Source organism: Rhodococcus sp. NPDC077669 (assembly GCF_040686915.1).
GTDB classification, from domain to species: Bacteria; Actinomycetota; Actinomycetes; order Mycobacteriales; family Mycobacteriaceae; genus Rhodococcoides; species Rhodococcoides fascians.
In genome coordinates this window covers 19111-42473 of sequence record NZ_JBFBMD010000024.1, presented here as the reverse complement: position 1 = coordinate 42473, position 23363 = coordinate 19111, and the positions used below count along the sequence as shown (strand labels likewise).

Here is a 23363-nt window from a genome sequence, read left to right as displayed (position 1 = left end):
ACCTGTACCCGAAGGAATTCATGATTCGTATTGCGTCCGTACCCTCCTCTCACGTGTACGTACAGCACGTGCAGCCGGTGCCCGACGGCTCCGGTAACTCGGTGGTGCTGTTGCCCGATCCGACGCCGGTTCGCGTCGATGTGCCGGGCCAGTGGTGGCCGCCTCGTCTCCTCGACGCCGGGTGGTTGGCCGAGCAACCCGATTCGAGCTTCGACGTTCTGCACGTGCACTTCGGCTTCGAGTCCTTCTCGCCGGAAGAACTGACCCGCACGGTCGAGTATCTGCGGGCCCACCGCAAGCCCTTGGTGCTCACGGTGCACGACGCGCACAATCCCCATTTCGCGGACAACACCGGTCATCTGGAGCAGCTGGACGTATTGATTCGTGGTGCCGATGCCGTGATCACCCTCACCGAGGGAGCAGCCGCATGGATAGCCGATCGGTGGAATGTGCGTGCGACGGTGATCGAGCACCCGCACGTGGTGCCCCTCGAGAGAATGAACGTCCCACGCCCGGTCTCGGACTCGTTCGTCATCGGAGTCCACGCCAAGAACCTGCGAGCGAACATCGACCCGCTTGCGGTGATGGACGCCGTCGTCGAGGCGGCTCGATTGCTACCGGCTGCGACGGTGCGGTTGGACATCGACGAGGACGTGTTCGACACGGCCGGCCACTGGTACGACCCGACCGTCGGCGCGAAGTTGCTGGACTACAACAGTTTCCCCGACGTCGATGTGCGGGTGCACGCCCGATTCGACGACGACGAACTGTGGGACTACCTGTCCTCGATCGACGTCTCGGTGCTGCCGTATCGGTTCGGAACACATTCGGGTTGGCTCGAGGCATGTCGAGATCTGGGAACGGCCGTCGTCGCGTCCGATTGCGGCTTCTATGCCGACCAAGCGCCGATTCACAGTTTCGTCATGAACACCGACTCGTTCGATCCCGACACGTTGGTGGCAGCCGTGCAGGCGGCCCACGCCGATCGGACCACAGCGCTCGACGCCGCAACCCGGGCCGAGCAGAGACAACGAATCGCAGCGAATCACGCTGGGATCTACGCAGCAGTGACAAAGGAGATGCGTTGAACGAGAAGCCACTTCGCATCGCGGTGCTGGCGTCATCGAGTTTTCCGGTGGCGCAGCCTTTCGCGGGCGGTCTGGAGGCACACGTCTACAATCTGGTGCGGGCGCTGACCGAGCGTGGGCACCACGTCAGTCTGTTCGCCGCAGACGGATCGAGCGTCGATCTGGATGCCACGATGCTGCCGGTCCGAACGCTGGATCTGACACCGATTGCCCTCGCCGATCTCGCGGTCACCCCCACTGCGGTTCGCGAGCACCACGCATACCTCGCCGTGATGATGGAACTGGCCGGTGCGCTGTCGAACTCATTCGACATCGTGCACAACCACAGCCTGCACTACCTGCCGTTGGCGATGTCCGCCACACTGCCGGTGCCGATGGTGACCACTCTGCACACGCCGCCGTTCGCGTGGCTGGAGTCGGCTGTTGCCCTGGCTCCGTTCGGTGCCAACACTTTTGCTGCTGTCAGTGCGTTCGCAGCCGAACAATGGGCCGACGTCGCGTCCGGGACGATCGTCATCCGGAACGGGATCTCGCTGCAGGACTGGCCGTTCGGTGCGGGCGGCGACTACGTGGTGTGGTCCGGACGGTTGGTTCCCGAGAAAGGATTGCACCTGGCCATCGCCGCCGCGAAGCTCGCCGGCCGGTCACTACGAATCGCCGGACCCATCAGCAACCTCGAATACTTCCACGGTGTCGTCGAACCCCTGCTCGACGATCGAGTCCGATACGTCGGGCACCTCGATCAGCCGGCCCTCGCCGCGCTGGTGGCCGGTGCCGAGGTCGCGCTGGTGTCGCCGGTGTGGTCCGAGCCGTACGGTCTGGTGGTCGCCGAAGCCCTGGCCTGCGGTACCCCGGTGGCAGCATTCGCCCGCGGAGGGATACCCGAGATCATCGACGCCTCGTCCGGAGTGTTGGTACCCGCCGACGACGTGGCCGGGCTCGCCGCCGCCATTCCCGCCGCGGCAGCGTTGAACAGGCACGACGCGCGGGCGCGCGCCGAGCAGGTGTGTTCGGTGGACCGGATGGTCGACGAGTACGAGGAGCTGTACCGATCGACCCTCGAGTCCGCATCGGCACCGGAGTCCGCCCACGGTCTCGCGATTGCATGATCGGCTACTACGCACACCACCACGGGGTAGGCCACGTCACTCGGTCCGACGCGATTGCGCGCCGCCTGGGTGAGCCGATCACGGTGCTGTCCTCGCGGGCGAGGCCTCCGGAACATGCTGCAGCGGAATGGATCGCACTCCCGCTGGATGTGAACGACACCGTGGGCGAGGCAGCCGCCGACGACATCTCGGCGGGGGGAGTGGTGCACTGGGCACCCCACGACGTCGACGGACTGACCGCACGGATGGCGATCATTGCCGACTGGGTTGCGCGTGAGCGACCGCGGGCAGTGGTCGTCGATGTGTCCGTGGAAGTGGCGATTTTTCTGCGGCTGATGGGTGTCCGGGTGATCGTCATGGCGATTCCGGGACACCGGGCCGATCCCGTCCACGCGATGGCCTACCGCGCGGCGACGCACATTCTCGCACCGTGGTCACGCAGTGTGTACGACCCGGCATGGTTGCATCCGTACGCCGCAAAGACGACGTACTCGGGCTCGATCAGCCGGTTCGCCGGACGAGCCCGAACGGAGGGCTCGAACACTGCGGCCACCGAAGGCCCGGTTGTCGTACTGGGCGCGGCGGGTGGCACCTCGTTGACCCGTGAACTGGTGGACTCGTGGTCCGCCGCGGACGACCGGTTCGACTTCCGCACACTCGGAGTGGCGGGCGGCGACTGGGTGGACGACGTGTGGCCGGTGCTGTGCTCAGCGGCCCTCGTGGTGACCAACGCCGGGCAGAACGCCGTGGCCGACGTCGCCGCGTCGGGCACACCGGCCATCGTGGTTCCGCAAGCCCGGCCGTTCGACGAGCAGGCTGCCACCGCGCACGCACTGGCGGCCGGATCCATCGCCGCGGTGCTCGACGAGTGGCCCTCGGTCGATCGGTGGCGACGCGCTGCCGACTGCGCCCTGGGCATCGGCGGACGGACATGGTCGCTGCTCGGTACCGACGGCGCACCCGATCGGGCGGCTCGCGCGATCGAGCAGGCTGCGTCCGGGACGGCTCGACGATGAAAGTGGTTGTCGTGACCGTGGTCTCGGGCCGTCACGATCACCTCGCCGCGCAGATTCGCGGGTTGGCCGAGTCCACCGACCGGCCCGTCGAGCACATCGTGGTCGCCATGGGCGATGACGACATTGCGGACGTGGTCGCCCGATCCGGCTCTGCGGCAACGGTTCTCGACATGGAGGCACAGACACCGCTGCCGGTGGCGCGAGCGCGTAACCTCGGGGCAGCCGCTGCCCTCGATCGGGGTGCCGAGCTGGTGGTGTTCCTCGACGTGGATTGCATACCCGCCCCGGAGATGCTCGACAGGTATCGCCGCGCCGCGCTGCGCCCCGACAGTCGGCGAACTCTGTTGTGCGGACCGGTGACCTACCTGAAACCCGACAGCGTCGGGCTCGAAGGTGACGCTCTGATCCCGCTCACCGCGCCGCATCCGGCTCGACCGAATCCGCCCGCGGGCGCAGTGGAACCCGGACACGATTTCGACCTGTTCTGGTCGTTGTCCTTCGCCGTGCACGCCGACACGTGGACCGAGATCGGCGGCTTCTGCGAGGACTACACCGGGTACGGGGGCGAGGACACGGATTTCGCGGCCACGGCCCGCGCGTCGGGCATCGGGTTGCGGTGGGTGGGCGGCGCTCACGCGTACCACCAGTTCCATCCCGTGTCCGATCCTCCGGTGGAACATCTCGACGACATCGTCGTCAACGCTCGGATCTTCTTCCGTCGGTGGGGCCGGTGGCCGATGGTCGGATGGCTCGAAGCGTTCGCGTCGCTCGGACTGCTCGAGTACGGCGGCACCGAGATTCGCCGTCTCACCGCCGCTGTTCACGACACCGACGACGGTGTGAATTAGGCTGGCCGGACTTTCACGAAACGAGGTCCAGACGTGCCCGAACCATCCAGGCCCCTGCGTTCGCTCGGATTTCTGACCATCGGGCTCTTCGACGAGAACGCACCCGGGGTCGGCCACGAATCGACGCTGCGCATCATCGAACTCGGGGAGCGGCTGGGATTCGACAGTGCGTGGCTTCGTCATCGTCACCTGCAGTTCGGTATCTCGTCTCCCATCGCGGTCATGGCCGCCGCGTCGCAACGTACCGACCGCATCATGCTCGGTACTGCGGTGACGCCGTTGGGTTGGGAGAACCCGTTGCGTCTCGCCGAGGACCTGGCCACGGTGGATGTGCTGTCCGGTGGGCGCGTCAACGCGGGAATCAGTGTGGGACAACCGATGCACTTCGATCGCGTCGCACACTCGTTGTATCCCGACACCGCCGAGGACGAGGACTTCGGCTACGACCGAGTCTCGCGGCTGCTTCGGTTCGTAGCCGGTGAACCTGCGTCCACGTGGTCGGGGACCGAGGGAATCGAAGCGTATTCCGAACGAGTACAACCGTATTCGCGTGGTCTACGGGACCGAATGTGGTACGGCGGGGCCAGTCTCCGGTCTGCCCAGTGGGCAGGGGAGAACGCGATGAATCTTCTGGTGAGCAGTGTGGTGCGCGCCGAGGACTCGACGGATTTCGATGCGATCCAGCGCGCGCACATCGCGCGGTTCCGCGAGGCTCACCCGGCCGGGGCCGACGCGCGGGTCTCCCAGGGGCTGGTGGTCATCCCCACCGACAGTGCTTCCGCCGCGCAGAAGCGCAAGTACGAGGACTACGTTCACGCGCGTACTGCACGGACCGGAGCACCGCAGGGGCCGGCTCGGATGATGTTCGCACCGGACCTCGTGGGTACCTCGGACGAGATCGCGGAGCAGTTGTACGCCAATCGATCTTTTCGCGAGGTCGACGAGGTGGCGTTCGCGCTGCCGTTCAGCTTCGACCACGAGGACTACGTGCAGATCCTGACCGACACGGCGCAGAAGCTCGGCCCGGCGCTGGGGTGGACCCCAGCACAGAACTGACCCGGACTTCCGCCGAGGGCGATCGGCCCGATCGGCCGATCGCCCTGGTGGAACAGAGGTACCGGTGTCCTACTGGCCCGTGATGGGCGAGTTGTAGGCACACGGGATCGACTTCGCGGGGAAGCCCTTCGGATCCAGTGCGTTCTTGACGATGCCGATCGCGCGCGGTGAGACGGAGATCGACAGGTGGTCCGACAGGTCGATGCCGCAGCCGTCCTGCAGGGTGACATTGTTGACGGTGGCACCGGGGCCTGCGGTGAGGAACGTCGTCTTGTACGGGGTGACGACCTCGTCGTACTTGGTGCCGATCACGGTGTACTTGATGCCGGGGTCGGTGTCACCGCCGACGGCCAGTCCCTTGACGAGTGGCGAGTCGATCACCTGGTCCGAAGCTGCCGGCCCGGCGATGGCACCGACGACTCCCAGGACGTTGAGTCCCAGGTTGTTGATGGTGCGCCCCAGAGTTCCGATGCCGACGAGGGTGGTGCCGTGATTCGATCCGGCGACGCTGACGACCGTGTTCACTTTGTTCTTGGTCGGGTCGGTCGGATTGGCACCGCCCTCGAAACGGAGGTACTGACGGGTGACGAGCCCACCCTGGGAGTGGCCGACGATGTCGACCTGCGCAGAGCCCGTGGCCGTCCGCACAGCGTCGACGTAGGTGGCGATCTCCTTCGCGTTGGACGCGACCGATGCGGTACCGCGAAGCGACGGGAGATTGCCGACGACACTGGAGTCCCCGTCTCCGTAGTTGAGCGCGAAGATGCAGTAGCCCTCCTTCTTCAGGGCGGGCGACATGCGCGCGAAGTTGTTGTACGCGTTCTCCCAGGTGCCATGCAGGAGGACGACCGGGCGGGGGTGCGCGGCGGTGGGCTTGCAGTTCCAATCGTTGGCACCTTGGGGTGCGACGTTGGGGTTGACGATGCTGTAGAGGAATCCGGCCAGGAAGTTCTTCTGATCGGGCCCGTATCCGGTGGTCTCGGTCCGTGGGTCGTACGTCGCGGTGGCGGGGGCAGCCGAATCGATGCTCGGTGCCGTGATGCCCTGATCCGAGGCCTTCGGGTATGCGCCGGTCGGCCCCGGCGGAACAACGGTGTTGCCCTGCACGGTTGCGGGCGGTGCCGGTACCGGGACGGGTGCCGGCTGAGCCTGTGCTGCGAAACCGGAACCGAGGGCAACGGAGCATGCCATTGCAGCAATCATCGCAGCGCGGACTGTCGTGGCCTTCCTCGTTGCACGGAAGGTGGACCGAGAAGTGGTCATGGAGCCTGACTTTCGACGAGGGTCAAGTGGACAAGTCGGAACTGTAGGCCCGGATTTCGGCCCGGAACGTGCGCCGCATCACGTTTGGAAACCGCCCGCACGTGACCGTTCATTCGTGATGGGGCGTCACAAATGACAACGAACCGGACGCTAATGCGGATTTGTTGCCGGGTTCACGGTCCAAAACAATCCCCAGGTTTTATTTGTGCACTATGGTTCGAGTGTCTTCACCCCGGCCGACGGTTCGGCCGGGGAAGGACGGTTCGATGCCGAGGCAGGGGCGTTGTGGGCAGACATCGGCCGCCTGAAGGACATGACCTGACGCGGGTTTCGAGTACGAGGGGTGGGGTTCGGTGACTGCAACAGACAGTGTGGACACGGCGCAGGAGGAGTACGCAGGTGGTCGACGTGCATCGGACCGCTTGCGGACGCCCCGGGAGACTGCCGCGCGAATGCTGAACCGGTATTTCGTCGATCCGGAGGACGTACCGCCGCCGCGCGACTGTGCACGGGGCGAACTCGACGACATGGCGACCACCTGCAGCGAACTGGCTGCAGGGGTCCTCGATTCCGGTCGACTACCGGTCGCGGGGGCCATGGACACCTTCCGGGACGCCGCAACGCGGTGGGCCCGCGACGGAGTGCCACTCGGCCGAATTCAGCACGCGATCAACGAGGGCTGCGCGCTGGGTCTACGGGCTGCCGAGTCAGCGGTGAACCGGGAGGCAGGCGCGGCGGGTGATGACCGGACGATCCTGATCATGGAGCTTCTGAACGTGGTCACCGAGGCGGTGTCCGACGCTTATCTCACCGAGTTTCGCACGTTGGCGCAGAACGGTCCACGGCACGACGTCGAATTGCTCGACGCTCTGCTGACCGGCGACGGCACTGCCCGCAGGATCGCCGATCGAATGGGTGCGCTGCTCGCCGAGGAGTATCACGTCGTGGCCCTGCACTTTCCGGCGCATGCCGACGAAGGGGGTAGGCGCGGCGATGCGGCGATGATGGCCGCACGGAAGCTGCGGAGAATTCACGCGGCCCTGGCAGCGCACAACGGAGACATCGCCCCCATCGCATCCATCAGTGCGACGGGCGGAACGGTACTGCTGCCCGACGTTCCAGGTGCCGACGTCGACGAACTGGTCGAGCGGCTTGCCGACGCCGGCCAGGTCGCAGTGACGGCGACGACCGGGTCGGCAGCGATCGACGACATCTCGGTGACTGCGCCGCACCTGTACGAGCTCTTGAGCCTGGTCCGCAGGTTGCACTACACGCCGGGCACCTACCGCATCTCGGATCTGGTGTTCGAGTACCAGGTGAGCCGGCCCGGACTCGGTCGAAAGCACCTCGTGACTCTGATCGATCCACTCCGTGACTCGGTCGACCTACTCCCGACGCTGCAAGCCTTCGTGGACTCCGATTCCAACAGGAAGAAGACAGCCACGTGGCTGACGGTGCATCCCAACACCGTCGACTACCGCCTCAAGCGGGTGGATCAACTCACCGGTCTCGATCCGATGAAACCGTCGGGGTTGCGGCGACTGCACGCAGCACTGATCGCCGATCGCCTCGAGGCACGCCGAACCCCGGTGGACGAGCGATCACTGTGACTGTCTCGGACGGCGCGGTGCTGGCAGCGTCCGCGGCGCTCGAGTCGGTGGATTCGGTGGCGGCGCTGTTTCAGCCGGTCGTCGAACTGTCGACCGGACATGTCGTCGGCTACGAGGCCCTCGCTCGGTGGCCGTCGCCGAGCAGCGCACTTCCCGAGGACGTCTTTGCTCTGGCCCGTGAACGGGGACTCGTCGGCCGAGTGGATGTGGCCTGCCGCGCGGCAGCTCTGCGCGCGGCGAGGGAACGTGCCTACTCCCGCAGGGTGCGGTTCTTCCTCAACATCGAACCGGGTTGCTTCCGTGACGAGCAGGACGTCGACATGCACCTCGACGCCATCGGCGACGATCTCGACGTGGTCCTCGAGATCACCGAGCGTGATCTGGATCGGAACGTTCCGTTGCTGATGGCCCTCGTCCGCGGCGCGCGCGCACGCGGGATGGGGGTGGCCATGGACGACGTCGGAGCGACACCGGCAACCCTGGATCTACTGGCGCTGGTGGCACCGGACATCGTCAAGCTCGACGCGTCGATCGTGCGAGCTCCGCTGCGGTCCCGACCGGCGATGCGACAGGTTCGCGCCTACGTTCGGTCGAGCAATGCGATCGTGCTGGCGGAAGGCATCGAGACGCGTCGACATCTGCGGCGCGCGAGAGCACTCGGAGCCAGCTTGGGGCAGGGATGGATGTTCGGGCGGCCACTGCCGCTGCCGAATCCGACAGAAGGCCTGTGACAGAGAAGAACCCCGCACCCGAGCCGTGAAGGCTGGGTGCGGGGTTCTGCTGCATCGATGGATCAGTTCGTGAACTTGTCCTTGATGTTGCCGGCTGCGTCCGAGACGTCGTCGCCGACCTGCTTGGTCTTGCCCGACGCCTGGTCCTTTGCGCCTTCGGCAGCAAGGTCGTCGTTGTCGGTCTTGTGGCCGATCTTTTCCTTGGCTTCGCCCACGAGCTCTTCTGCCTTGTGCTTTGCCTTGTCGATGAAATCAGCCATGTGAACTCCTCGAAATAGATTGTGCTGCTCGTGCATGGGAGCTATACCCGAGATCGCGGTCGGTAATCATCGGACTCCCGGCCGTGTTGCCGGCACGGGATGCGGGTACGTGCCGTTCATGACTGCACAGACGAACGACCCACATTCGCATGAGACGCCGGCACCGGAGCACCGCCGCCCCGACGGAGTGGACGACGATACCGTGGCAGCCACGGGCAAACTGTCCGAGGCACTCGAATACGTCGAGCGCGCTCGCGGCCACCTGTACTCGTTCCATCAGCTGATGGGACACGCGGATCTGCTGCTCGGGGAGGCCTCCGACGCGTTGTCGGACGCCGGGCACGACGCGTTGGCACAGCGACTCGAAACCGACATGATCGGCCGCAACATCGCTCAGGGGCGGTGGACGTTCCAGCTCGTCGAAGAGTTCGACGACGGGTATTGGACGGTACTTCGTGATCACGAGCGGGCGGTCCGGAACGAGCTGCTCGACGGACGTCGGCACGTCTTCGAGGCCGAGATGAAAGAACAGCGACGAACGCACGGTCGCAGCGGCCACGAGGCGCGTCCGACGGAGTGATCTGTCTCTGTCACAACGAAAAGCACCGGCCTCGCCGTGATCGGCGAGACCGGTGCTTCGGGTAGAAATGTTTGTCAGCCGGCTTGCTTCGCAGCGTCGACTTCGCTGGTCGCGCTTGCGGTGGAGAGCTGACCACCGGAGTTCTCCAGGTGCGCGCGGACGAACCAGTGGAACAGTTCGAGCTGGGCGCTCTGGCCGATGAGCATGTCCTCGGTGATCGGATCGATCTCGCCGACCTCTTCGATGTTCTTACGGGTGGTCTCGATGACCCCGGTGTACACCAGATCGAGAGCGCCGAGGTGCTCGATCGCCGTCGCCCGGCCGATCGAGTAATCGTCCCAGGAACGTTCCTTGACGATGGTGCCCGGCGTTCCCTTCGCAGAGGAGCCGAGGGTCGCGATGCGCTCGGCGACCTCGTCGGCGAAGCCGCGCACGGCCTCGACCTGAGGATCGAGCATTTCGTGGACAGAGATGAAGTTCGGTCCGACCACATTCCAGTGAATGTGCTTGAGCGTGAGATGGAGGTCGTTGTAGGCGTTCAGGCGATCCTGCAGGATCGCTGCGACGCGCGCGCCCACGTCCGACGAGAGTCCGGGAACGGTGTACGAGTTCTTGTCAGCCATGACGACGGTTTGCCCCATCACGGCGAAGTACAAACATGCCCCGCCGGATCGATTCCGGCGGGGCATGTGTCGTGCGGAACTACTTGTCGAGTCGAGGCGAATCGGTACCCGACGTACCCGTCGACGAGGTGCCGGCGGTGGAGGTTCCGTCCGTCGGATCGACGATCGGACTGTCGGCTGCGGCCCTGTCGACCGCGTCGGCGCTGTCTTCCTCCGGGGGATTCTTCAGGCTCAGGATGATCGAGCCTGCCAGGACCACGACGATGACCACCAGGCTGACGAAGGACGGGATCTCGGGGATCGACGTGCTGATCACCTTGTGCCCGGCCTGCAGGATCAGCTTGACGCCGATGAAGGCGAGGATGATCGCCAGTCCCTTGGACAGGTAGTGGAACTTCTCGAGCAACCCTGCGAGCAGGAAGTACAGGGCACGCAGGCCCAGGATCGCGAACGCGTTCGAGGAATACACGATGAACGGGTCGTCGGTCACTGCCAGAACGGCAGGAACACTGTCGACCGCGAAGACCAGGTCGGCGGCCTCGATCGCCACCACGACGGCGAGCAGTGGCGTGGCCACCCGCTTGCCTGCTTCCTTGACGAAGAACTTGGTACCGGAGTACTCGTCCTGAACGGGGACGATCTTCTTGAGCAAGCGCACTGCAATGGAGGTGCCGGGGTCGTACGAGTCGTCCTCGTCCTTCATCAGCTTGTACGCGCTGTAGAGCAGGATGGCGGCGAAGACGAACAGAACCGCGGCGAACTTGCTGACGATGGCCACACCGGCGGCCAGGAAGATGGCACGGAAGACCAGGGCGCCGATGACACCGAAGAACAACACGCGGTGCTGGTACTCACGGGGGACCTTGAAGTAGCCGAAGATCAGCGCGAAGACGAAGAGGTTGTCGACCGACAGACTCTTCTCCAGCAACCATGCCGTCGTGTACTCGACTCCGGCCGTTGTTCCCAGCGTGAAGAACACCACGATGCCGAAGATGATGGCGACGCCTACCCACAGTGCGCTCCACCACGCGGCCTCCTTGAAGCCGATGATGTGCGCGCCGCGGTGCGCCAGCAGGTCGATGGCCAGCAGGATCAGGACGACGGCACCGAATGCGGCCCACGCCCACCATGGGACGACGTTCATGAACGTCCACCCTTACCGGTGAACTTCGTGCCCAATTGCTTCAACTTCGCCTGATTCTCTGGCTTGGTTGCATATCGGCGCGCTCGGTCGATCATCTGTTTGCCCTGAGGGCTGCGAGCGAACGCGGTCAACTTTTGTGTCAACGACGACATCTGTCCTGCTCCTTACGTTCTCGTTCGATCGGTATGTGGGGCGGTTCGACCGCAACTACTCCAGTCTGACTGTTTGCTTTACTGCAGGCAGGGTTGTTTTGCGGACATGTTTCAGCAGACTTTCTTGCCGACATCCGGCAATCTCGGCCTCAGGTGCGATTCAGGAGTGCAGGCCGGATCGCGGCCAGTCGAGCAACATCGCGCCGAGTACTGCCGTGTGCAGCGCAAATGCCTCGACGGGATTGCCCACATCTTGCCCGGTCAAATCTCTTATTCGCGACAATCTGTACGTGACCGCGCGCACTGACAGATGCATCCGGCGTGCGGTGGACGCCGAGTTCGCGCCGGTCTCGAAGTACACCTGCAATGTTTCCAGCAGTGGGCCTGCTCCGCCCCGAGCGCTCGTCAACGGGGTCAGCAACGTCTCGACCAGATCGGCGATCGCGGCGCGATCACTGATCAGAACGCGATAGACGAGCAGATCACGGGCGTCGACGACGGGTGTGTCGAGCCCCAGCGACGACGCGAGGTCGAGCGCGTCCAGGGCGTCTCGGTACGACGCGGCCACGCCGACTGCGCCGCTGCGTGGGCGACCGACCCCGAGCTGTATCCGTCCGTATTCGCCGCGACGGCGCAGGTCGACGGTATCGCTCGGGCCGGATGCCGATCCGCCGAGGACTCGTCCCGTGTGGGTGAGTACGTGATCGACGGCCTCGCGATCGGGTGCCGGAAACACCACGATCAGCCGACCCTGCTTGGTGGCGACGAGGAGATCGGCGTCCCCTTTGCTGCCCTGCACGCTGCGTTCGACCAGCCCGATGGCCGACGTCGCGTCGGTGAACGGAGTCGTGGACGTGACCACGGCGACTGCGTGCGGACTCGACAGATCCAGCCCGAACGTCTGCGCACGTCCCAGGACACCGGCGACATCGGCCGTTCCGGAGAGCAGATCGTCCACGAACTCGCGGCGTGCCAATACCTCCACGCGAACCAGGGTCCGCCGGGCGAGCTGAAAGCCTTCGGCGAGTTCGGCCGCGGCGTCGTCGACGGCTCGAAGCATGACCTCGCCCGCGGTGACGACCCCGGCCGGGTCTGCTGCGGCGGCCTGCACGGCGGGCAACTCGCGCCACAATCGCCACGCCGCCGACAGGTAGAGGTCGAGCAACGCGCGCAGAGCCACACCCGCTCGGGCTGCTTCGTCGCCGTGTACGCGGCACTCCCGAAGTTGCTTGCGGGTGAGCGGAACACCTGCGTCCACCGCATCGGTCACGACGTCGAGAAAGTTCCCCAGGAACGCGACGTCCAGGCCGCCTGCGTCCGAGGCCGCTTGCGCGGCCACCGCGTCGAGCGGTGTCGCGTCCGGCTGTGTGGCCATGTGTTCGAGGGTCTCCCATCCGAGTCGAGGTCAATGGTAGGCGGCGCTCACACCGACACCGGCTCGACGACGAGCTCGTGGACCGCGCGGCGTGTTCGGTGTGCGACCGGGTGGCTCGGGGAGCAGAATCACCGAAATCGCCTCGCGTCGGCTGCTGTACCGCCCGCGGCACGGTTCGGTCCGCACCGTTCGTCTTCACGTTGGGAGTCTCGACCATGACATCGTCGAACGGACCCGCATCGGGTCTGCGCTCGCAGTTGTTCCGCAAGAAACCGATCGCAGAACCGGACCAGCAGCCCGGTGGTCTGGAACGCACCATCGGGACGTTCCAACTGACGATGTTCGGAGTGGGAGCGACCATCGGTACCGGCATCTTCTTCGTGCTCTCGCTCGCTGTTCCCGAAGCCGGTCCAGCCGTGGTCTTGTCGTTCCTGGCCGCAGGAATTGCCGCCGGGCTCGCCGCTATCTGTTACGCCGAAATGGCCTCGGCGGTGCCGGTGTCGGGATCGACGTACTCCTACGCATACGTGACGATGGGGGAGGTGGTCGCGATGGGTGTTGCGGCCTGCCTGCTGCTGGAGTACGGGGTGTCGAGTGCCGCGGTGGCGGTCGGCTGGAGCGGATACCTCAACGAACTTCTCGGCAATCTCTTCGGCTTCACCATCCCGCACGCGTTGTCCGCGGCACCGGGTGACGCCGATCCGGGAATCCTGAATCTGCCCGCCGTCGTGCTGATCGTTCTGTGCGCCGTGTTGCTCATTCGCGGTGCGAGCGAGTCCGCAGCGGTGAACGCAGTCATGGTCGTCATCAAGCTGGGCGTGCTCGCGCTGTTCGCCGTCGTCGGATTCACCGCCTTCGATTCCGGCAACTTCTCGGACTTCATGCCGCTCGGAGCGGCAGGTGTCACCGCGGCGGCCGGCACCATTTTCTTCTCGTTCATCGGTCTCGACGCCGTCTCGACAGCCGGGGACGAGGTGAAGAATCCACAGAAAACCATGCCGCGAGCCATCATTGCCGCACTCGTCGTGGTGATCGTCTTCTACCTCGTTGTTGCGGTCGCGGCGTTGGGAACTCAGCCGTGGACAGCATTCGCCGGGCAGGAAGAAGCCGGGTTGGCCGAGATTCTCCGAAATGTGACCGGACGGGCATGGCCGGCCACGATTCTGGCGGCGGGCGCGGTGATCTCGATCTTCTCGGTGACTCTGGTGACGATGTACGGGCAGACGCGCATTCTGTTCGCCATGGGCCGAGACGGGATGCTGCCCAAGGCGTTCGCGAAGGTCAGTCCCCGGACTCACACCCCCGTCAACAACACCATCGTCGTCGCGGTCATCATCTCTGTACTCGCCGCGTTCGTTCCGCTGGACAAGTTGGCCGATCTGGTGTCGATCGGAACGCTCGTCGCGTTCATCGTCGTGGCCATCGGCGTGATCGTCCTGCGCCGGACGATGCCCGACCTCGAGCGTCCGTTCAAGGTACCGGGCTACCCGGTGACACCGATCCTGTCCATCGCCGCGTGCATCTACATCCTGTCCGGCTTGCGCTGGACCACGTGGTTCTGGTTCGGGCTCTGGCTCGCCGTGGTTCTCGCGTTCTACTTCCTGTGGGGTCGGCATCATTCGGCGCTTCGATCGGTCGGAAAGGACGCGGAATGAGCGTGCTGATCGCCTTCGCGCCCGGCAAGGGAAGTGTCGGTGCCCTCGATCTCGGTGCGCAACTGGCCCGATCCCTGACCACGAACATCGACGTGGCAACCGTGGTTCCCAAGCCGTGGTCGACGCCGTCGATGGCCCGGGTCGACGCCGAGTTCGCCGACTGGGCCGCGTCGACGGCCACCGAGTCGGAGGCGAAGGCCCGCCACTACCTCGAGGAACGCGCACCCGATGTCGCCGCGTCGTTCCACCGGATGTCGCACCGCTCGGTATCCACCGCATTGACCGAGGCCGCGGAGACCACCGGGGCGTCGATCCTGGTTCTGGGTTCCTCGGGGGACGGTGCTCTCGGGCACGTCGTCGTCGGTTCCACCGCGGACAAGTTGCTCCATTCCTCGCCGGTCACCGTCGCGTTGGCCCCGCGCGGCTACCGCATTCGAGATCGGGCCGTCCTGACGCGGATCACCTGCGCGTTCTCGGGCGACAGCGAGGCCACCCGCGTCGTCGGGCCCACAGCGGAGTTGGCCCGCGACACCGGTGTGCCACTTCGCTTGGCCTCGTTCGTCGTTCGCGGGGCAACGATGTATCCGCCCGAGATCGGGCTGCGAGCCGAGGACGACGTAGCAGCGGAGCTCGCCCGAGGACTGAGCGAGGCGCTGACCGCTGCGGTGGACGACGCCGTCGCGGTGGGGTTACCGGCCGACCGCGTCGACACCGAGTTGGCCACCGCGGGCAGTTGGCGAGAAGCACTCGACGAACTGCACTGGCAGGACGGCGAAGTGCTGACCATCGGATCGTCCGGGCCGTTGGGTCCGATCGCTCGGGTGTTCCTCGGTTCACGGGCAACGAAGATCATCCGCCACTCGCCGGTGCCGATCCTGGTGTTGCCACGGCGGTGAGAATCGCTAGCGGTTCATTGCCAGTACGGACAACAGTTCGTAGGCCACGTGCGCCGCTGCGATGCCGGTGATCTCGGCGTGGTCGTAGGCGGGCGCGACTTCCACGATGTCGGCACCGACCACGTTGAGCCCGACGAGACCGCGCAGCGTGTTGAGCAACTCGCGCGAGGTCATCCCGCCGGCCTCGGGTGTGCCGGTGCCCGGAGCGTGCGCGGGATCGAGAACGTCGATGTCGACCGAGACGTAGACCGGGCCACCGTCGAGGCGACGACGCATCCGCTCGACGATGCTGGCCACGCCGTCGACCTCGTAGTCGTCGGAACGAATCACCTGGAAGCCGAGCACCCGGTCGTCCTCGAGGTCCTGCTCACTGTAGAGAGGGCCGCGGATACCGATGTGCTGGGAGCGTTCGAGGTCGATGAGCCCTTCCTCGCTGGCTCGTCGGAACGGCGTCCCGTGTGTGTACGGCGCACCGAAATACGTATCCCAGGTATCGAGGTGGGCGTCGAAGTGCAACACCGCAATCGGCCCGTGATCACGCGCGAGCGAACGCAGGATCGGGAGCGCGATGGTGTGGTCGCCGCCGAGAGTCAGCACCGAAGAGCCGTCGGCACGTAGGTCCGTCACGGCATCGTGCACGGTCTGCAGCGCTTCGGTGATGTCGAACGGATTGACCCCGATGTCGCCGAAGTCGGCTACCTGTTGGCGTGCGAACGGCGAGACCTGCAGGGCAGGGTTGTACGGCCGCAACAGTTTCGACGCCGCACGAATGTGGCCGGGTCCGAAGCGCGCACCCGGCCGGTAGCTCACCCCCGAATCGAACGGCACGCCGAGAATCGTCACGTCTGCCCGCGACACCTCGTCGAGCCGGGGGAGTCGCGCGAATGTCGTCGGTTCGGCGTAACGGGGGACCTTGGTGGCGTCGAGCGGGCCGACCGGGGTGTGTTCCGGGTTGTTCGCATTCATCGAGATGTCCCTCCGCAGTCGAGCGCCCGGCCGTCGAAAGGTCGACCATGTCGCTCGGCAAGCGTTACTCTGATGCTCGGTCTTGTCAACACAAGTTTCCTGAAAGGCGAAAAGGGTGTCTTCAGCCGCGCAGGTCGACGTCGATGCGCCACGGATCGGTGCGCGCCTGAAGGAGGCGCGCCTGAAGAAGCGGCTCACGCTCGACGCGCTCGCCTACACCTGCGGGGTCACCAAGGGGTATCTGTCCAAGCTCGAGCGCGATCAGGTGAACGCATCGGTCGCATCCCTGGTTAGAGTCTGCGCCGCGCTCGACGTACCGGTCGGCTCGCTGTTCGACGACGCACCCGTCGGCGAAGTGGTACGCGCACAGTCGTTGCCGCGCATCATGTTCGGTGGAGAACAGATGACCGAGTATCTGCTGACGCCGGTAGGGGAGCGTCGCGTGCAGGTGTTGTTGGGGCATATCGAACACGGCGGCGGAAGTGGGTCCGAGGCGTACACGCTGCCGCTCGACGTGAGCTTCGTGTACGTGATCGACGGCGAGCTACGGGTGATCTTCGAAGCCGATCCCGGCGCGGACTTCGGCGGGGACGGCATCTCTCTCGGGGCGGGGGACGCCTTCACGTTCTCGCCGCGCCGTCGGCACAGTTTCCGCAGCGACAGCAGCGGTGGGGCGCGAGTGTTGTGGGTACTGGCACCGGCACTGCCCGAAGAATTGCCGATCGGAAAGCCGGGGTTGCATCGGTGACGAACACTATCTCGCTCTATCAGGGGCCGGAGGATTCCGGCGATGTCGAGTCGAACCTCGAAGCACTCGACGCCGCGGCCGCGGCAGCCGCGGCGGCAGGTGCATCGATCCTGGTCACTCCGGAGATGTCGGTCAGCGGTTACGACATCGGTGAACTCGTCGTCGATCGTGCCGAACCGTTCGACGGACCGATCTTCGGGAGGGTCGCACAGATGGCCCGCGCTCACGGCGTCGCGATCGTGTACGGATATCCCGAACGCAGCGGCGAGTCGGTGTACAACGCCGTTCAGGTCGTCGACGCGACCGGTACGTCACTGGCGCGTTACCGCAAGACGCACCTGTTCGGTGAGCTCGATCGTGCCCACTTCACCCCAGGCCAGGAGTTGGTGGTGCAGTTCGACTTCGGAGATCTGCGCTGCGGTCTGCTCACCTGTTACGACGTCGAATTTCCGGAGACCGTCCGCGCGCACGCCGACGCGGGTACGCAATGGTTGATCGTCCCGACCGGTCTGATGTCGCCGTTCGAGATCATCGCAACCCACGTGGTTCCCACGCGGGCCTACGAGAGTCAGGTGTTCGTCACCTACGTCAACCGCTGCGGCACCGAGTCGACTCTGACCTATTGCGGCCTGACGTGCGCCGTTTCTCCCGATGGCACCGACATCGCCAGAGCCGGTGTGCACGAGCAACTGTTGACGGTGCACTTGGACCCCGCCGACCTCGACAGGTCCCGAGCGATCAACACCCACCTTTCCGACCGACGTCCGGATCTGTATCGGACGGCTCCTCGTCCCGCAGGGTTCGCAGGCCCGGTACGAGCCGAGCAGGAGAACGACAGATGACCACACCCGTCACCCCGGACAGCGCGATCGAGCCCGAGGACGAACAACCGCTCACCATGTTCGGGCCGGACTTTCCGTTCGCCTACGACGATTACCTCGCCCACCCGGCCGGCCTGGGTAGCGTTCCCGACGCCGCACTCGGTACCCGAGTCGCGGTGGTCGGCGGCGGACTCGCAGGAATGGTCGTGGCCCGTGAGTTGCTTCGGCTCGGCCTGGAACCGGTTGTCTACGAATCGGATCGAATCGGCGGCCGCATGCGATCGGTGCCGTTCGAGGGGCATCCGGGTGTAGTCGCCGAGATGGGCGCGATGCGGTTTCCGCCGTCCTCGACCGCGTTGTTCCACTACCTCGACTCCGTCGGGCTCGAGACGACACCGTTTCCGAACCCGTTGGCCGAGGCGACCCCCAGTACGGTGATCGATCTGAAGGGCACCAGCCACTACGCCCGCAAGCTCGAGGATCTCCCGCCGATCTTCGCCGAGGTCGCCGAGGCATGGAACAGAACGCTCGAGGAGCACGCCGAACTGATTCCGCTACAGCGTGCCATCCGCCGGCGGGACGCGGCCGAGATCAAGCGCATCTGGAACGAACTGATCGTGAAATTCGACGATCAGACCTTCTACGGATTTCTCGCTGCGTCCGAGCATTTCTCGTCGTTTCGCATGCGAGAGTTGTTCGGCCAGGTCGGTTTCGGAACAGGAGGTTGGGACACCGACTATCCCAACTCCATTCTCGAGATCCTTCGTGTCGTCATCACCGCAGCCGACGATCACCACCGCGGCATAGTCGGCGGGTCACAGCAGCTGCCGATGCGGTTGTGGACCGACACACCCACGGACCTGGCGCACTGGCCCGCGGGTACGTCGGTGTCCTCGGTGAACGGCGGCACCACGATGCCGCGCGTCACCGAGATCAGGCGCACCGGGGGCGGCACCACGATCCACGACGACCGAGGAAACATCCGTACGTACGCGGCCGCGGTCGTGACCGCGCAGAGTTGGATGTTGCTCAGCAACATCAGGTGCGACGACGATCTGTTCCCGATCGACCACTGGACCGCCATCGAACGTACCCACTACATGGGGTCGACGAAGGTCTTCGCACTCGTCGATCGGCCGTTCTGGAAAGACAAGGACCCGGTGACCGGGCGTGATCTGGTCAGCATGACGCTGACCGACCGGATGAGCCGCGGCACATACCTTCTCGATCAGGGCGAAGGAAAGCCGGGGCTGATCTGCCTGTCCTACACCTGGTCCGACGACTCGCTCAAACTGCTGGCTCTCGATCCCACCGAACGCATGAACATCATGCTGCGATCCCTCGAGGAGATCTACCCGGGCGTCGACTTCCGCAGCCACATCATCTCGACTCCGGTGACGCTGTCATGGGAGACCGAGCGCGACTTCATGGGTGCGTTCAAGGCCAACCTGCCGGGGCACTACCGCTATCAGGAAAGACTGTTCACCCACTTCGTGCAGGACGAACTCGAACCCCGACACCGTGGCATCTTCCTTGCCGGCGACGACATCTCGTGGACCGCCGGTTGGGCGGAGGGCGCGATTCACACAGCACTGAACGCGGTGTGGGGCGTCGTACATCACCTGGGTGGCACCTCGGCACCGGACAACCCGGGCCCGGGGGACGTCTTCGACACCATCGCGCCGCTTCGACTGGGCGACTAACGCTTCGCTGCAGCCGATCGAGGTGGGCGCTCGTCGAACACGAACAGTGCCAGCGCAACGATCAGCATGACGGCCACCACCCAGATCGCGCGCAGCGCGAACAGCTCCACCGACACCGCGCCGAGTACAGCGCCGCCGAGAAATCCGGCGATGACTGTGCCGAACCGCCGAGCCCGAATCCCGATCGTGCTCGACCACACGATGAAACGCCGCCATGGCCATGGTGCGGAGGTTGCCGGTCGTCATCGTCGTGTTGAACGGCGAATCCACCAACACCCGAAAGGTCGTCACCTGCACGCCCGCGACATGCGCGAGGATGACCGACACCACCGCATCGGGAACCGTTGCCGGCAGAAACCCGACGATCACCAGAACCAGGATCTCGTAGCAGAGCACGGCCCGCACCGGCCTGCGCACGATTCTCTCGATCGCAGGCAACGCGATGAACTCCGCCGTCATGACACCCAGAACGAACGCCGTCAACGGCGGCAGGAACACCAGCGCCTCCACCCAACGCCCGCCCGCCACGTCCACGCCGAGCAGCACCACGTTGCCGGTCTGGGCACCGGCGAACACACCGCCGCGAGTGACGTAGGTGTACGCATCCAGAAATCCGCCGACTGCCGCCAGCAGCACTCCGAGCCGAACCGACTTCGCGGTGGCGACGGAGATCTGGGGTTCAGGACGAGGGGTGGTCATGGCGAAATCCTGACACAGAGGGGCGCTCTCATGCCGCGAGTAGGGAGAGCAACAATTCCGCTCGCACCCGCGCCGACGTGAGATCCACCCCCAGCAATTCCTCGCATCGTGTGATGCGGTTACGCAAGGTGTGACGATGCACCGACAGGTGGGCAGCGGCGGTTTCCCAGTGCCCGTTGGCTTCCAGGAATGCCCGAAGCGAACCCACCAGATCCGCGGTGTGAGTGCGGTCGTACTCGGCCAGTACGGCGATGGTGACGGCAGCCATGGCACGCAACGACTCCCGAACCGGTTCCGACGCCAGCAGCATCGACCCGGTGAAATGGACGACCCGATCACCGGGACCGGCCGCCGCGCACGCGAGCCGCGCTTGTCTCAGCGCGGTGGGGGCCTCGGTGATGTGCATGTCGGTGCCGACCCCCGCACACACCGAACGGGGAAGAGAATTCATCAGCTGCGCAACGAAAGTCGCGTCGCCGCCGGGTAGCAGCATCTCGGCGCCGTCGTCGGTGGACCTGACGAACGTCGGCCGTGCGTGGGCGCGGAACTGAGCATCGACGGCATCGGCGATGGAACCCGTCCGCCCCGTCGCGCCGCGGAGAACCACCACGGTGATGCGTGAGTCGTCGTCGGCCGCATCGGCGAGATAGCTCGGTACCTGCGTGTCACCGGGGGACAGGAGATGCCCGTCGAGGAGAAGTCCGAGCGCGCGCGAGTTGAGGGCCGTCTGCTCGGCGCGCAGCCGCGCAGGCTTTTCCAGTTCGAGGGTTATCAGCGACACCGCATGCCCGAGCAATATCTGCTCGACTCCCGTCACGGGCCCCTTCGTGCGAATCGCGAGAAAGCTCGGCGCACTGGCGGTGATCGGTACCGAGTGCAGGCTCACGGTGCGGCCGGGCTCGCTCACCGACACCGTCGCGGGTGACGACGACGGACGGATACTGGCGGCGATCTCGCGGGCCTGCGCGATCAGATCCGCCGCGTCGACCGGATGAAACGACTCGGTGCGATGTCCGATGAGCGCGACGGAGGTGGACGTGGCGACCGCCAATTCGCGCACGATCGCGTCGACGCCGCCGTGCAGTGCGGCGCGGGTGATGCGGCTCTGTACCGACGCCGCCCGCAGGACTTCCTCGTACTCCTGCTCGGCGATGCGTGTGGTGACCGCCCGAATGACCGCGGCGAAGGGAGTGTCGTAGGGAACCTCGACGACGGGCAGCCCGACCTCGTCTGCCGCGTCGAGAAGTTCTCGTGGAATCACGCTGTGCGAGAGACCGGTTCCGAATCCGAGGCAGGCAACCCCTGCCGTTCGGAGGGTGCGGACGTACTGCGCGAGTGCGGGGCCGCCGGAGTCGAAGCCGAGACCTGTCGTGAGGATCAGCTCGCCGCCGGACAACCACGGACTCGGATCGGTGAGCTCGGTCGCCTGGGCGAAGGTGATGGCGGCACCGCTGCGTTCGGGCCCGCTGCGATGACTCAGCCGGAGGTCGCGTTGTCTCAGCAACCAGGAAATCTGCACACTCACCTGTCGCACTGTAATCGTGCCTGACGAAATGGCGTGTGCTTCTGCACCCGAATGTACGTATCGGCAGTCTCCGGTCGACCCTCGCGGTCGCATACTTGCTGCACAGAGACCAACCCGAAAGGTGCGACCATGGCTTCGATCGAATACCGACTTCCGCAGGAGCGCAGGATCGTCACCGCGTTCCCCGGCCCGAAATCGTCGGCTCTGGCCGAGCGCCGCAAGGCCGTCGTCGGTGCAGGCGTCGCATCGACGCTGCCGGTGTACGTGTCCGACGCAGACGGCGGCGTCGTGGTCGACGTCGACGGCAATTCGTTGATCGACCTCGGTGCCGGTATCGCCGTGACGACCGTCGGTGCGTCGAATCCGGCTGTCGTTGCCGCCGTGCAGGATCAGGTCGCTCACTTCACGCACACCTGCTTCATGATCGCGCCCTACGAGGGATACATCGCGGTCGCCGAGAAGTTGGCCGAACTCACCCCGGGAGATCACGACAAGCGCACCGTCCTGTTCAACAGTGGTGCCGAGGCCGTCGAGAACGCAGTCAAGATCGCCCGGCACGCCACCGGCCGCTCGGCCGTGGTCGTGTTCGACCACGCGTATCACGGCCGCACGAACCTGACTATGGCTCTGACCTCGAAGTCGATGCCGTACAAGAGTGGATTCGGGCCGTTCGCTCCCGAGGTCTATCGAGTTCCGATGTCGTACCCGTTCCGTGAAGGACTCGGTGCCGACGGATCGGCCGTCACCGGTGCACAGGCCGCCGCCCGTGCGATCTCCATGATCGAAAAGCAGGTCGGCGCAGATAATCTCGCGGCCATCCTGATCGAGCCGATCCAGGGTGAGGGCGGCTTCGTCGTGCCGGCGGACGGCTTCCTGCCTGCGCTGACCGAGTGGGCGCGCAAGCACGATGTCGTGTTCATCGCCGACGAGGTGCAGTCCGGATTCACCCGCACCGGTGCCTGGTTCGCCAGCGAGCACGAGGGGATCGTGCCGGACCTGATCACCATGGCCAAGGGCATCGCGGGCGGTATGCCACTGGCCGCGGTGACGGGCCGGGCCGATCTGATCGACGCCGTGCATCCCGGTGGGCTCGGCGGCACCTACGGAGGCAATCCCGTCGCATGCGCCGCTGCGCTGGCATCGATCGAACAGATGGAGACCCTCGACCTCAACGCCCGCGCTCGCGACATCGAACGCATCGTCGTCGATCGGCTCACGGCGTTGATGCCGGAGGTGGGGATCATGGGTGAGGTTCGAGGCCGTGGGGCCATGCTTGCCGTCGAGCTCGTCGTACCGGGTGGACGTGAGCCGAACCCCGAGGCCACCAAAGCCGTTGCCGCTGCGGCACTCGCGGCAGGCGTGATCGTGTTGACGTGCGGAACCTACGGCAACGTCATCCGCCTGCTTCCGCCGCTGGTGATCTCCGACGAGTTGCTCGACGACGCACTCACGGTCCTCGAGAACGCACTGCGCGACGCTTCGAAGGGACTCTGAC

The 23363-nt window shown here is 65.4% G+C and carries 22 protein-coding genes and 1 pseudogene; 14 read left to right on the top strand and 9 right to left on the bottom strand.

From position 1 onward, the window contains the following. The first annotated feature begins 53 nt into the window (after positions 1–53). Genes AB0P23_RS21000 through AB0P23_RS20980 form a run of 5 tightly spaced genes read left to right on the top strand, consistent with a single transcriptional unit; the run spans position 54 to position 5117 of the window. Positions 54–1088: a glycosyltransferase gene (locus tag AB0P23_RS21000; protein ID WP_230593396.1), complete on the top strand. Its 1035-nt coding sequence runs from the start codon at positions 54–56 to the stop codon at positions 1086–1088. Further along, positions 1085–2197, top strand: coding sequence for a glycosyltransferase (locus AB0P23_RS20995; RefSeq protein WP_032371103.1), 1113 nt, complete (start codon positions 1085–1087; stop codon positions 2195–2197). The genes AB0P23_RS21000 and AB0P23_RS20995 overlap by 4 nt, the downstream gene beginning before the upstream one ends. After that, positions 2194–3213, top strand: a complete 1020-nt coding sequence (locus AB0P23_RS20990) for a glycosyltransferase (protein ID WP_032375620.1) — start codon at positions 2194–2196, stop codon at positions 3211–3213. The genes AB0P23_RS20995 and AB0P23_RS20990 overlap by 4 nt, the downstream gene beginning before the upstream one ends. After that, positions 3210–4061, top strand: coding sequence for a galactosyltransferase-related protein (locus tag AB0P23_RS20985; protein WP_363799185.1), 852 nt, complete (start codon positions 3210–3212; stop codon positions 4059–4061). Before AB0P23_RS20990 ends, AB0P23_RS20985 begins: the two co-directional genes overlap by 4 nt. 33 nt (positions 4062–4094) lie before the next feature. Beyond that, a complete protein-coding gene (locus tag AB0P23_RS20980; protein ID WP_032399681.1) occupies positions 4095–5117 on the top strand; it encodes an LLM class flavin-dependent oxidoreductase in 1023 nt (340 codons plus the stop codon). Between the two features lie 69 nt (positions 5118–5186). On the opposite strand, the gene AB0P23_RS20975 is transcribed toward AB0P23_RS20980, so the two are convergent. After that, positions 5187–6380 (bottom strand): alpha/beta fold hydrolase, encoded by a 1194-nt coding sequence (locus AB0P23_RS20975; RefSeq protein WP_027496218.1) that lies wholly within the window; start codon positions 6378–6380, stop codon positions 5187–5189. 353 nt (positions 6381–6733) lie between these two features. Here AB0P23_RS20975 and AB0P23_RS20970 point away from each other — a divergent pair, with 353 nt between their 5' ends. Continuing rightward, positions 6734–7990, top strand: a complete 1257-nt coding sequence (locus AB0P23_RS20970) for a PucR family transcriptional regulator (RefSeq protein ID WP_032366259.1) — start codon at positions 6734–6736, stop codon at positions 7988–7990. Beyond that, positions 7987–8721, top strand: coding sequence for an EAL domain-containing protein (locus tag AB0P23_RS20965; protein ID WP_230074240.1), 735 nt, complete (start codon positions 7987–7989; stop codon positions 8719–8721). Before AB0P23_RS20970 ends, AB0P23_RS20965 begins: the two co-directional genes overlap by 4 nt. 62 nt (positions 8722–8783) lie before the next feature. On the opposite strand, the gene AB0P23_RS20960 is transcribed toward AB0P23_RS20965, so the two are convergent. Continuing rightward, positions 8784–8981, bottom strand: coding sequence for a CsbD family protein (locus AB0P23_RS20960; RefSeq protein WP_027496220.1), 198 nt, complete (start codon positions 8979–8981; stop codon positions 8784–8786). A gap of 118 nt (positions 8982–9099) precedes the next feature. Here AB0P23_RS20960 and AB0P23_RS20955 point away from each other — a divergent pair, with 118 nt between their 5' ends. Then, complete coding sequence (locus tag AB0P23_RS20955; protein WP_027496221.1) at positions 9100–9561, top strand: hypothetical protein; 462 nt, start codon at positions 9100–9102, stop codon at positions 9559–9561. Between the two features lie 74 nt (positions 9562–9635). On the opposite strand, the gene AB0P23_RS20950 is transcribed toward AB0P23_RS20955, so the two are convergent. The 3 genes from AB0P23_RS20950 to AB0P23_RS20940 all read right to left on the bottom strand — a co-directional run bounded on the left by AB0P23_RS20950 (position 9636) and on the right by AB0P23_RS20940 (position 12855). Continuing rightward, a complete protein-coding gene (locus AB0P23_RS20950; protein WP_027496222.1) occupies positions 9636–10184 on the bottom strand; it encodes a DNA starvation/stationary phase protection protein in 549 nt (182 codons plus the stop codon). 79 nt (positions 10185–10263) lie between these two features. Next, on the bottom strand, positions 10264–11328 hold the full coding sequence (locus tag AB0P23_RS20945; RefSeq protein ID WP_032371100.1) for a TerC family protein: 1065 nt from the start codon (positions 11326–11328) through the stop codon (positions 10264–10266). A gap of 312 nt (positions 11329–11640) precedes the next feature. Next, positions 11641–12855: a helix-turn-helix domain-containing protein gene (locus AB0P23_RS20940; RefSeq protein ID WP_032375624.1), complete on the bottom strand. Its 1215-nt coding sequence runs from the start codon at positions 12853–12855 to the stop codon at positions 11641–11643. A gap of 215 nt (positions 12856–13070) precedes the next feature. Between AB0P23_RS20940 and AB0P23_RS20935 the strand changes: the two genes are divergently transcribed. Then, positions 13071–14510 carry an amino acid permease gene (locus tag AB0P23_RS20935; RefSeq protein WP_032375651.1) on the top strand — a complete coding sequence of 480 codons (1440 nt, stop codon included), beginning with the start codon at positions 13071–13073 and terminating at the stop codon, positions 14508–14510. Beyond that, positions 14507–15406 carry a universal stress protein gene (locus AB0P23_RS20930; protein ID WP_032399679.1) on the top strand — a complete coding sequence of 300 codons (900 nt, stop codon included), beginning with the start codon at positions 14507–14509 and terminating at the stop codon, positions 15404–15406. The genes AB0P23_RS20935 and AB0P23_RS20930 overlap by 4 nt, the downstream gene beginning before the upstream one ends. Positions 15407–15412: 6 nt before the next feature. On the opposite strand, the gene speB is transcribed toward AB0P23_RS20930, so the two are convergent. Continuing rightward, positions 15413–16372 (bottom strand): agmatinase, encoded by a 960-nt coding sequence (gene speB / locus AB0P23_RS20925; RefSeq protein WP_032399678.1) that lies wholly within the window; start codon positions 16370–16372, stop codon positions 15413–15415. A gap of 115 nt (positions 16373–16487) precedes the next feature. Between speB and AB0P23_RS20920 the strand changes: the two genes are divergently transcribed. The 3 genes from AB0P23_RS20920 to AB0P23_RS20910 are packed head-to-tail and all read left to right on the top strand — an operon-like array spanning position 16488 to position 19644. Continuing rightward, positions 16488–17120, top strand: coding sequence for an XRE family transcriptional regulator (locus AB0P23_RS20920; protein WP_032399677.1), 633 nt, complete (start codon positions 16488–16490; stop codon positions 17118–17120). Next, positions 17117–17962, top strand: a complete 846-nt coding sequence (locus AB0P23_RS20915; protein WP_363799175.1) for a carbon-nitrogen hydrolase family protein — start codon at positions 17117–17119, stop codon at positions 17960–17962. The genes AB0P23_RS20920 and AB0P23_RS20915 overlap by 4 nt, the downstream gene beginning before the upstream one ends. After that, the gene (locus AB0P23_RS20910; protein ID WP_283348335.1) at positions 17959–19644 is read left to right on the top strand and encodes an NAD(P)/FAD-dependent oxidoreductase; all 1686 of its coding nucleotides are present in this window, start codon (positions 17959–17961) and stop codon (positions 19642–19644) included. The genes AB0P23_RS20915 and AB0P23_RS20910 overlap by 4 nt, the downstream gene beginning before the upstream one ends. Here the strand turns inward: AB0P23_RS20910 and AB0P23_RS20905 are convergent. The 3 genes and pseudogenes from AB0P23_RS20905 to AB0P23_RS20895 form a co-directional block, all read right to left on the bottom strand. Next, positions 19641–19844 (bottom strand): hypothetical protein, encoded by a 204-nt coding sequence (locus tag AB0P23_RS20905; protein ID WP_363799211.1) that lies wholly within the window; start codon positions 19842–19844, stop codon positions 19641–19643. The genes AB0P23_RS20910 and AB0P23_RS20905 overlap by 4 nt on opposite strands. 43 nt (positions 19845–19887) lie before the next feature. Further along, positions 19888–20343, bottom strand: a pseudogene (locus AB0P23_RS20900) (YoaK family protein); the annotation flags it as partial. Positions 20344–20371: 28 nt separating this feature from the next. Next, entirely contained in the window at positions 20372–21868 is a 1497-nt protein-coding gene (locus AB0P23_RS20895) for a PucR family transcriptional regulator (RefSeq protein ID WP_283348336.1), read from the bottom strand. Positions 21869–21997: 129 nt separating this feature from the next. On the opposite strand from AB0P23_RS20895, the gene gabT reads away from it, so the two are divergent. Beyond that, positions 21998–23362: a 4-aminobutyrate--2-oxoglutarate transaminase gene (gene gabT / locus AB0P23_RS20890; protein WP_287452443.1), complete on the top strand. Its 1365-nt coding sequence runs from the start codon at positions 21998–22000 to the stop codon at positions 23360–23362. Position 23363 lies beyond the last annotated feature (1 nt).

Coding starts and splice junctions, on each gene's coding strand:
- AB0P23_RS20960 (WP_027496220.1), bottom strand. CDS start 8,981: ATGGCTGATTTCATCGACAAGGCAAAGCACAAGGCAGAAGAGCTCGTG.
- AB0P23_RS20985 (WP_363799185.1), top strand. CDS start 3,210: ATGAAAGTGGTTGTCGTGACCGTGGTCTCGGGCCGTCACGATCACCTC.
- speB (WP_032399678.1), bottom strand. CDS start 16,372: ATGAATGCGAACAACCCGGAACACACCCCGGTCGGCCCGCTCGACGCC.
- AB0P23_RS20935 (WP_032375651.1), top strand. CDS start 13,071: ATGACATCGTCGAACGGACCCGCATCGGGTCTGCGCTCGCAGTTGTTC.
- AB0P23_RS20975 (WP_027496218.1), bottom strand. CDS start 6,380: ATGACCACTTCTCGGTCCACCTTCCGTGCAACGAGGAAGGCCACGACA.
- AB0P23_RS20945 (WP_032371100.1), bottom strand. CDS start 11,328: ATGAACGTCGTCCCATGGTGGGCGTGGGCCGCATTCGGTGCCGTCGTC.
- AB0P23_RS20955 (WP_027496221.1), top strand. CDS start 9,100: ATGACTGCACAGACGAACGACCCACATTCGCATGAGACGCCGGCACCG.
- AB0P23_RS20950 (WP_027496222.1), bottom strand. CDS start 10,184: ATGGCTGACAAGAACTCGTACACCGTTCCCGGACTCTCGTCGGACGTG.
- AB0P23_RS20990 (WP_032375620.1), top strand. CDS start 2,194: ATGATCGGCTACTACGCACACCACCACGGGGTAGGCCACGTCACTCGG.
- AB0P23_RS20940 (WP_032375624.1), bottom strand. CDS start 12,855: ATGGCCACACAGCCGGACGCGACACCGCTCGACGCGGTGGCCGCGCAA.
- AB0P23_RS20910 (WP_283348335.1), top strand. CDS start 17,959: ATGACCACACCCGTCACCCCGGACAGCGCGATCGAGCCCGAGGACGAA.
- AB0P23_RS20930 (WP_032399679.1), top strand. CDS start 14,507: ATGAGCGTGCTGATCGCCTTCGCGCCCGGCAAGGGAAGTGTCGGTGCC.
- gabT (WP_287452443.1), top strand. CDS start 21,998: ATGGCTTCGATCGAATACCGACTTCCGCAGGAGCGCAGGATCGTCACC.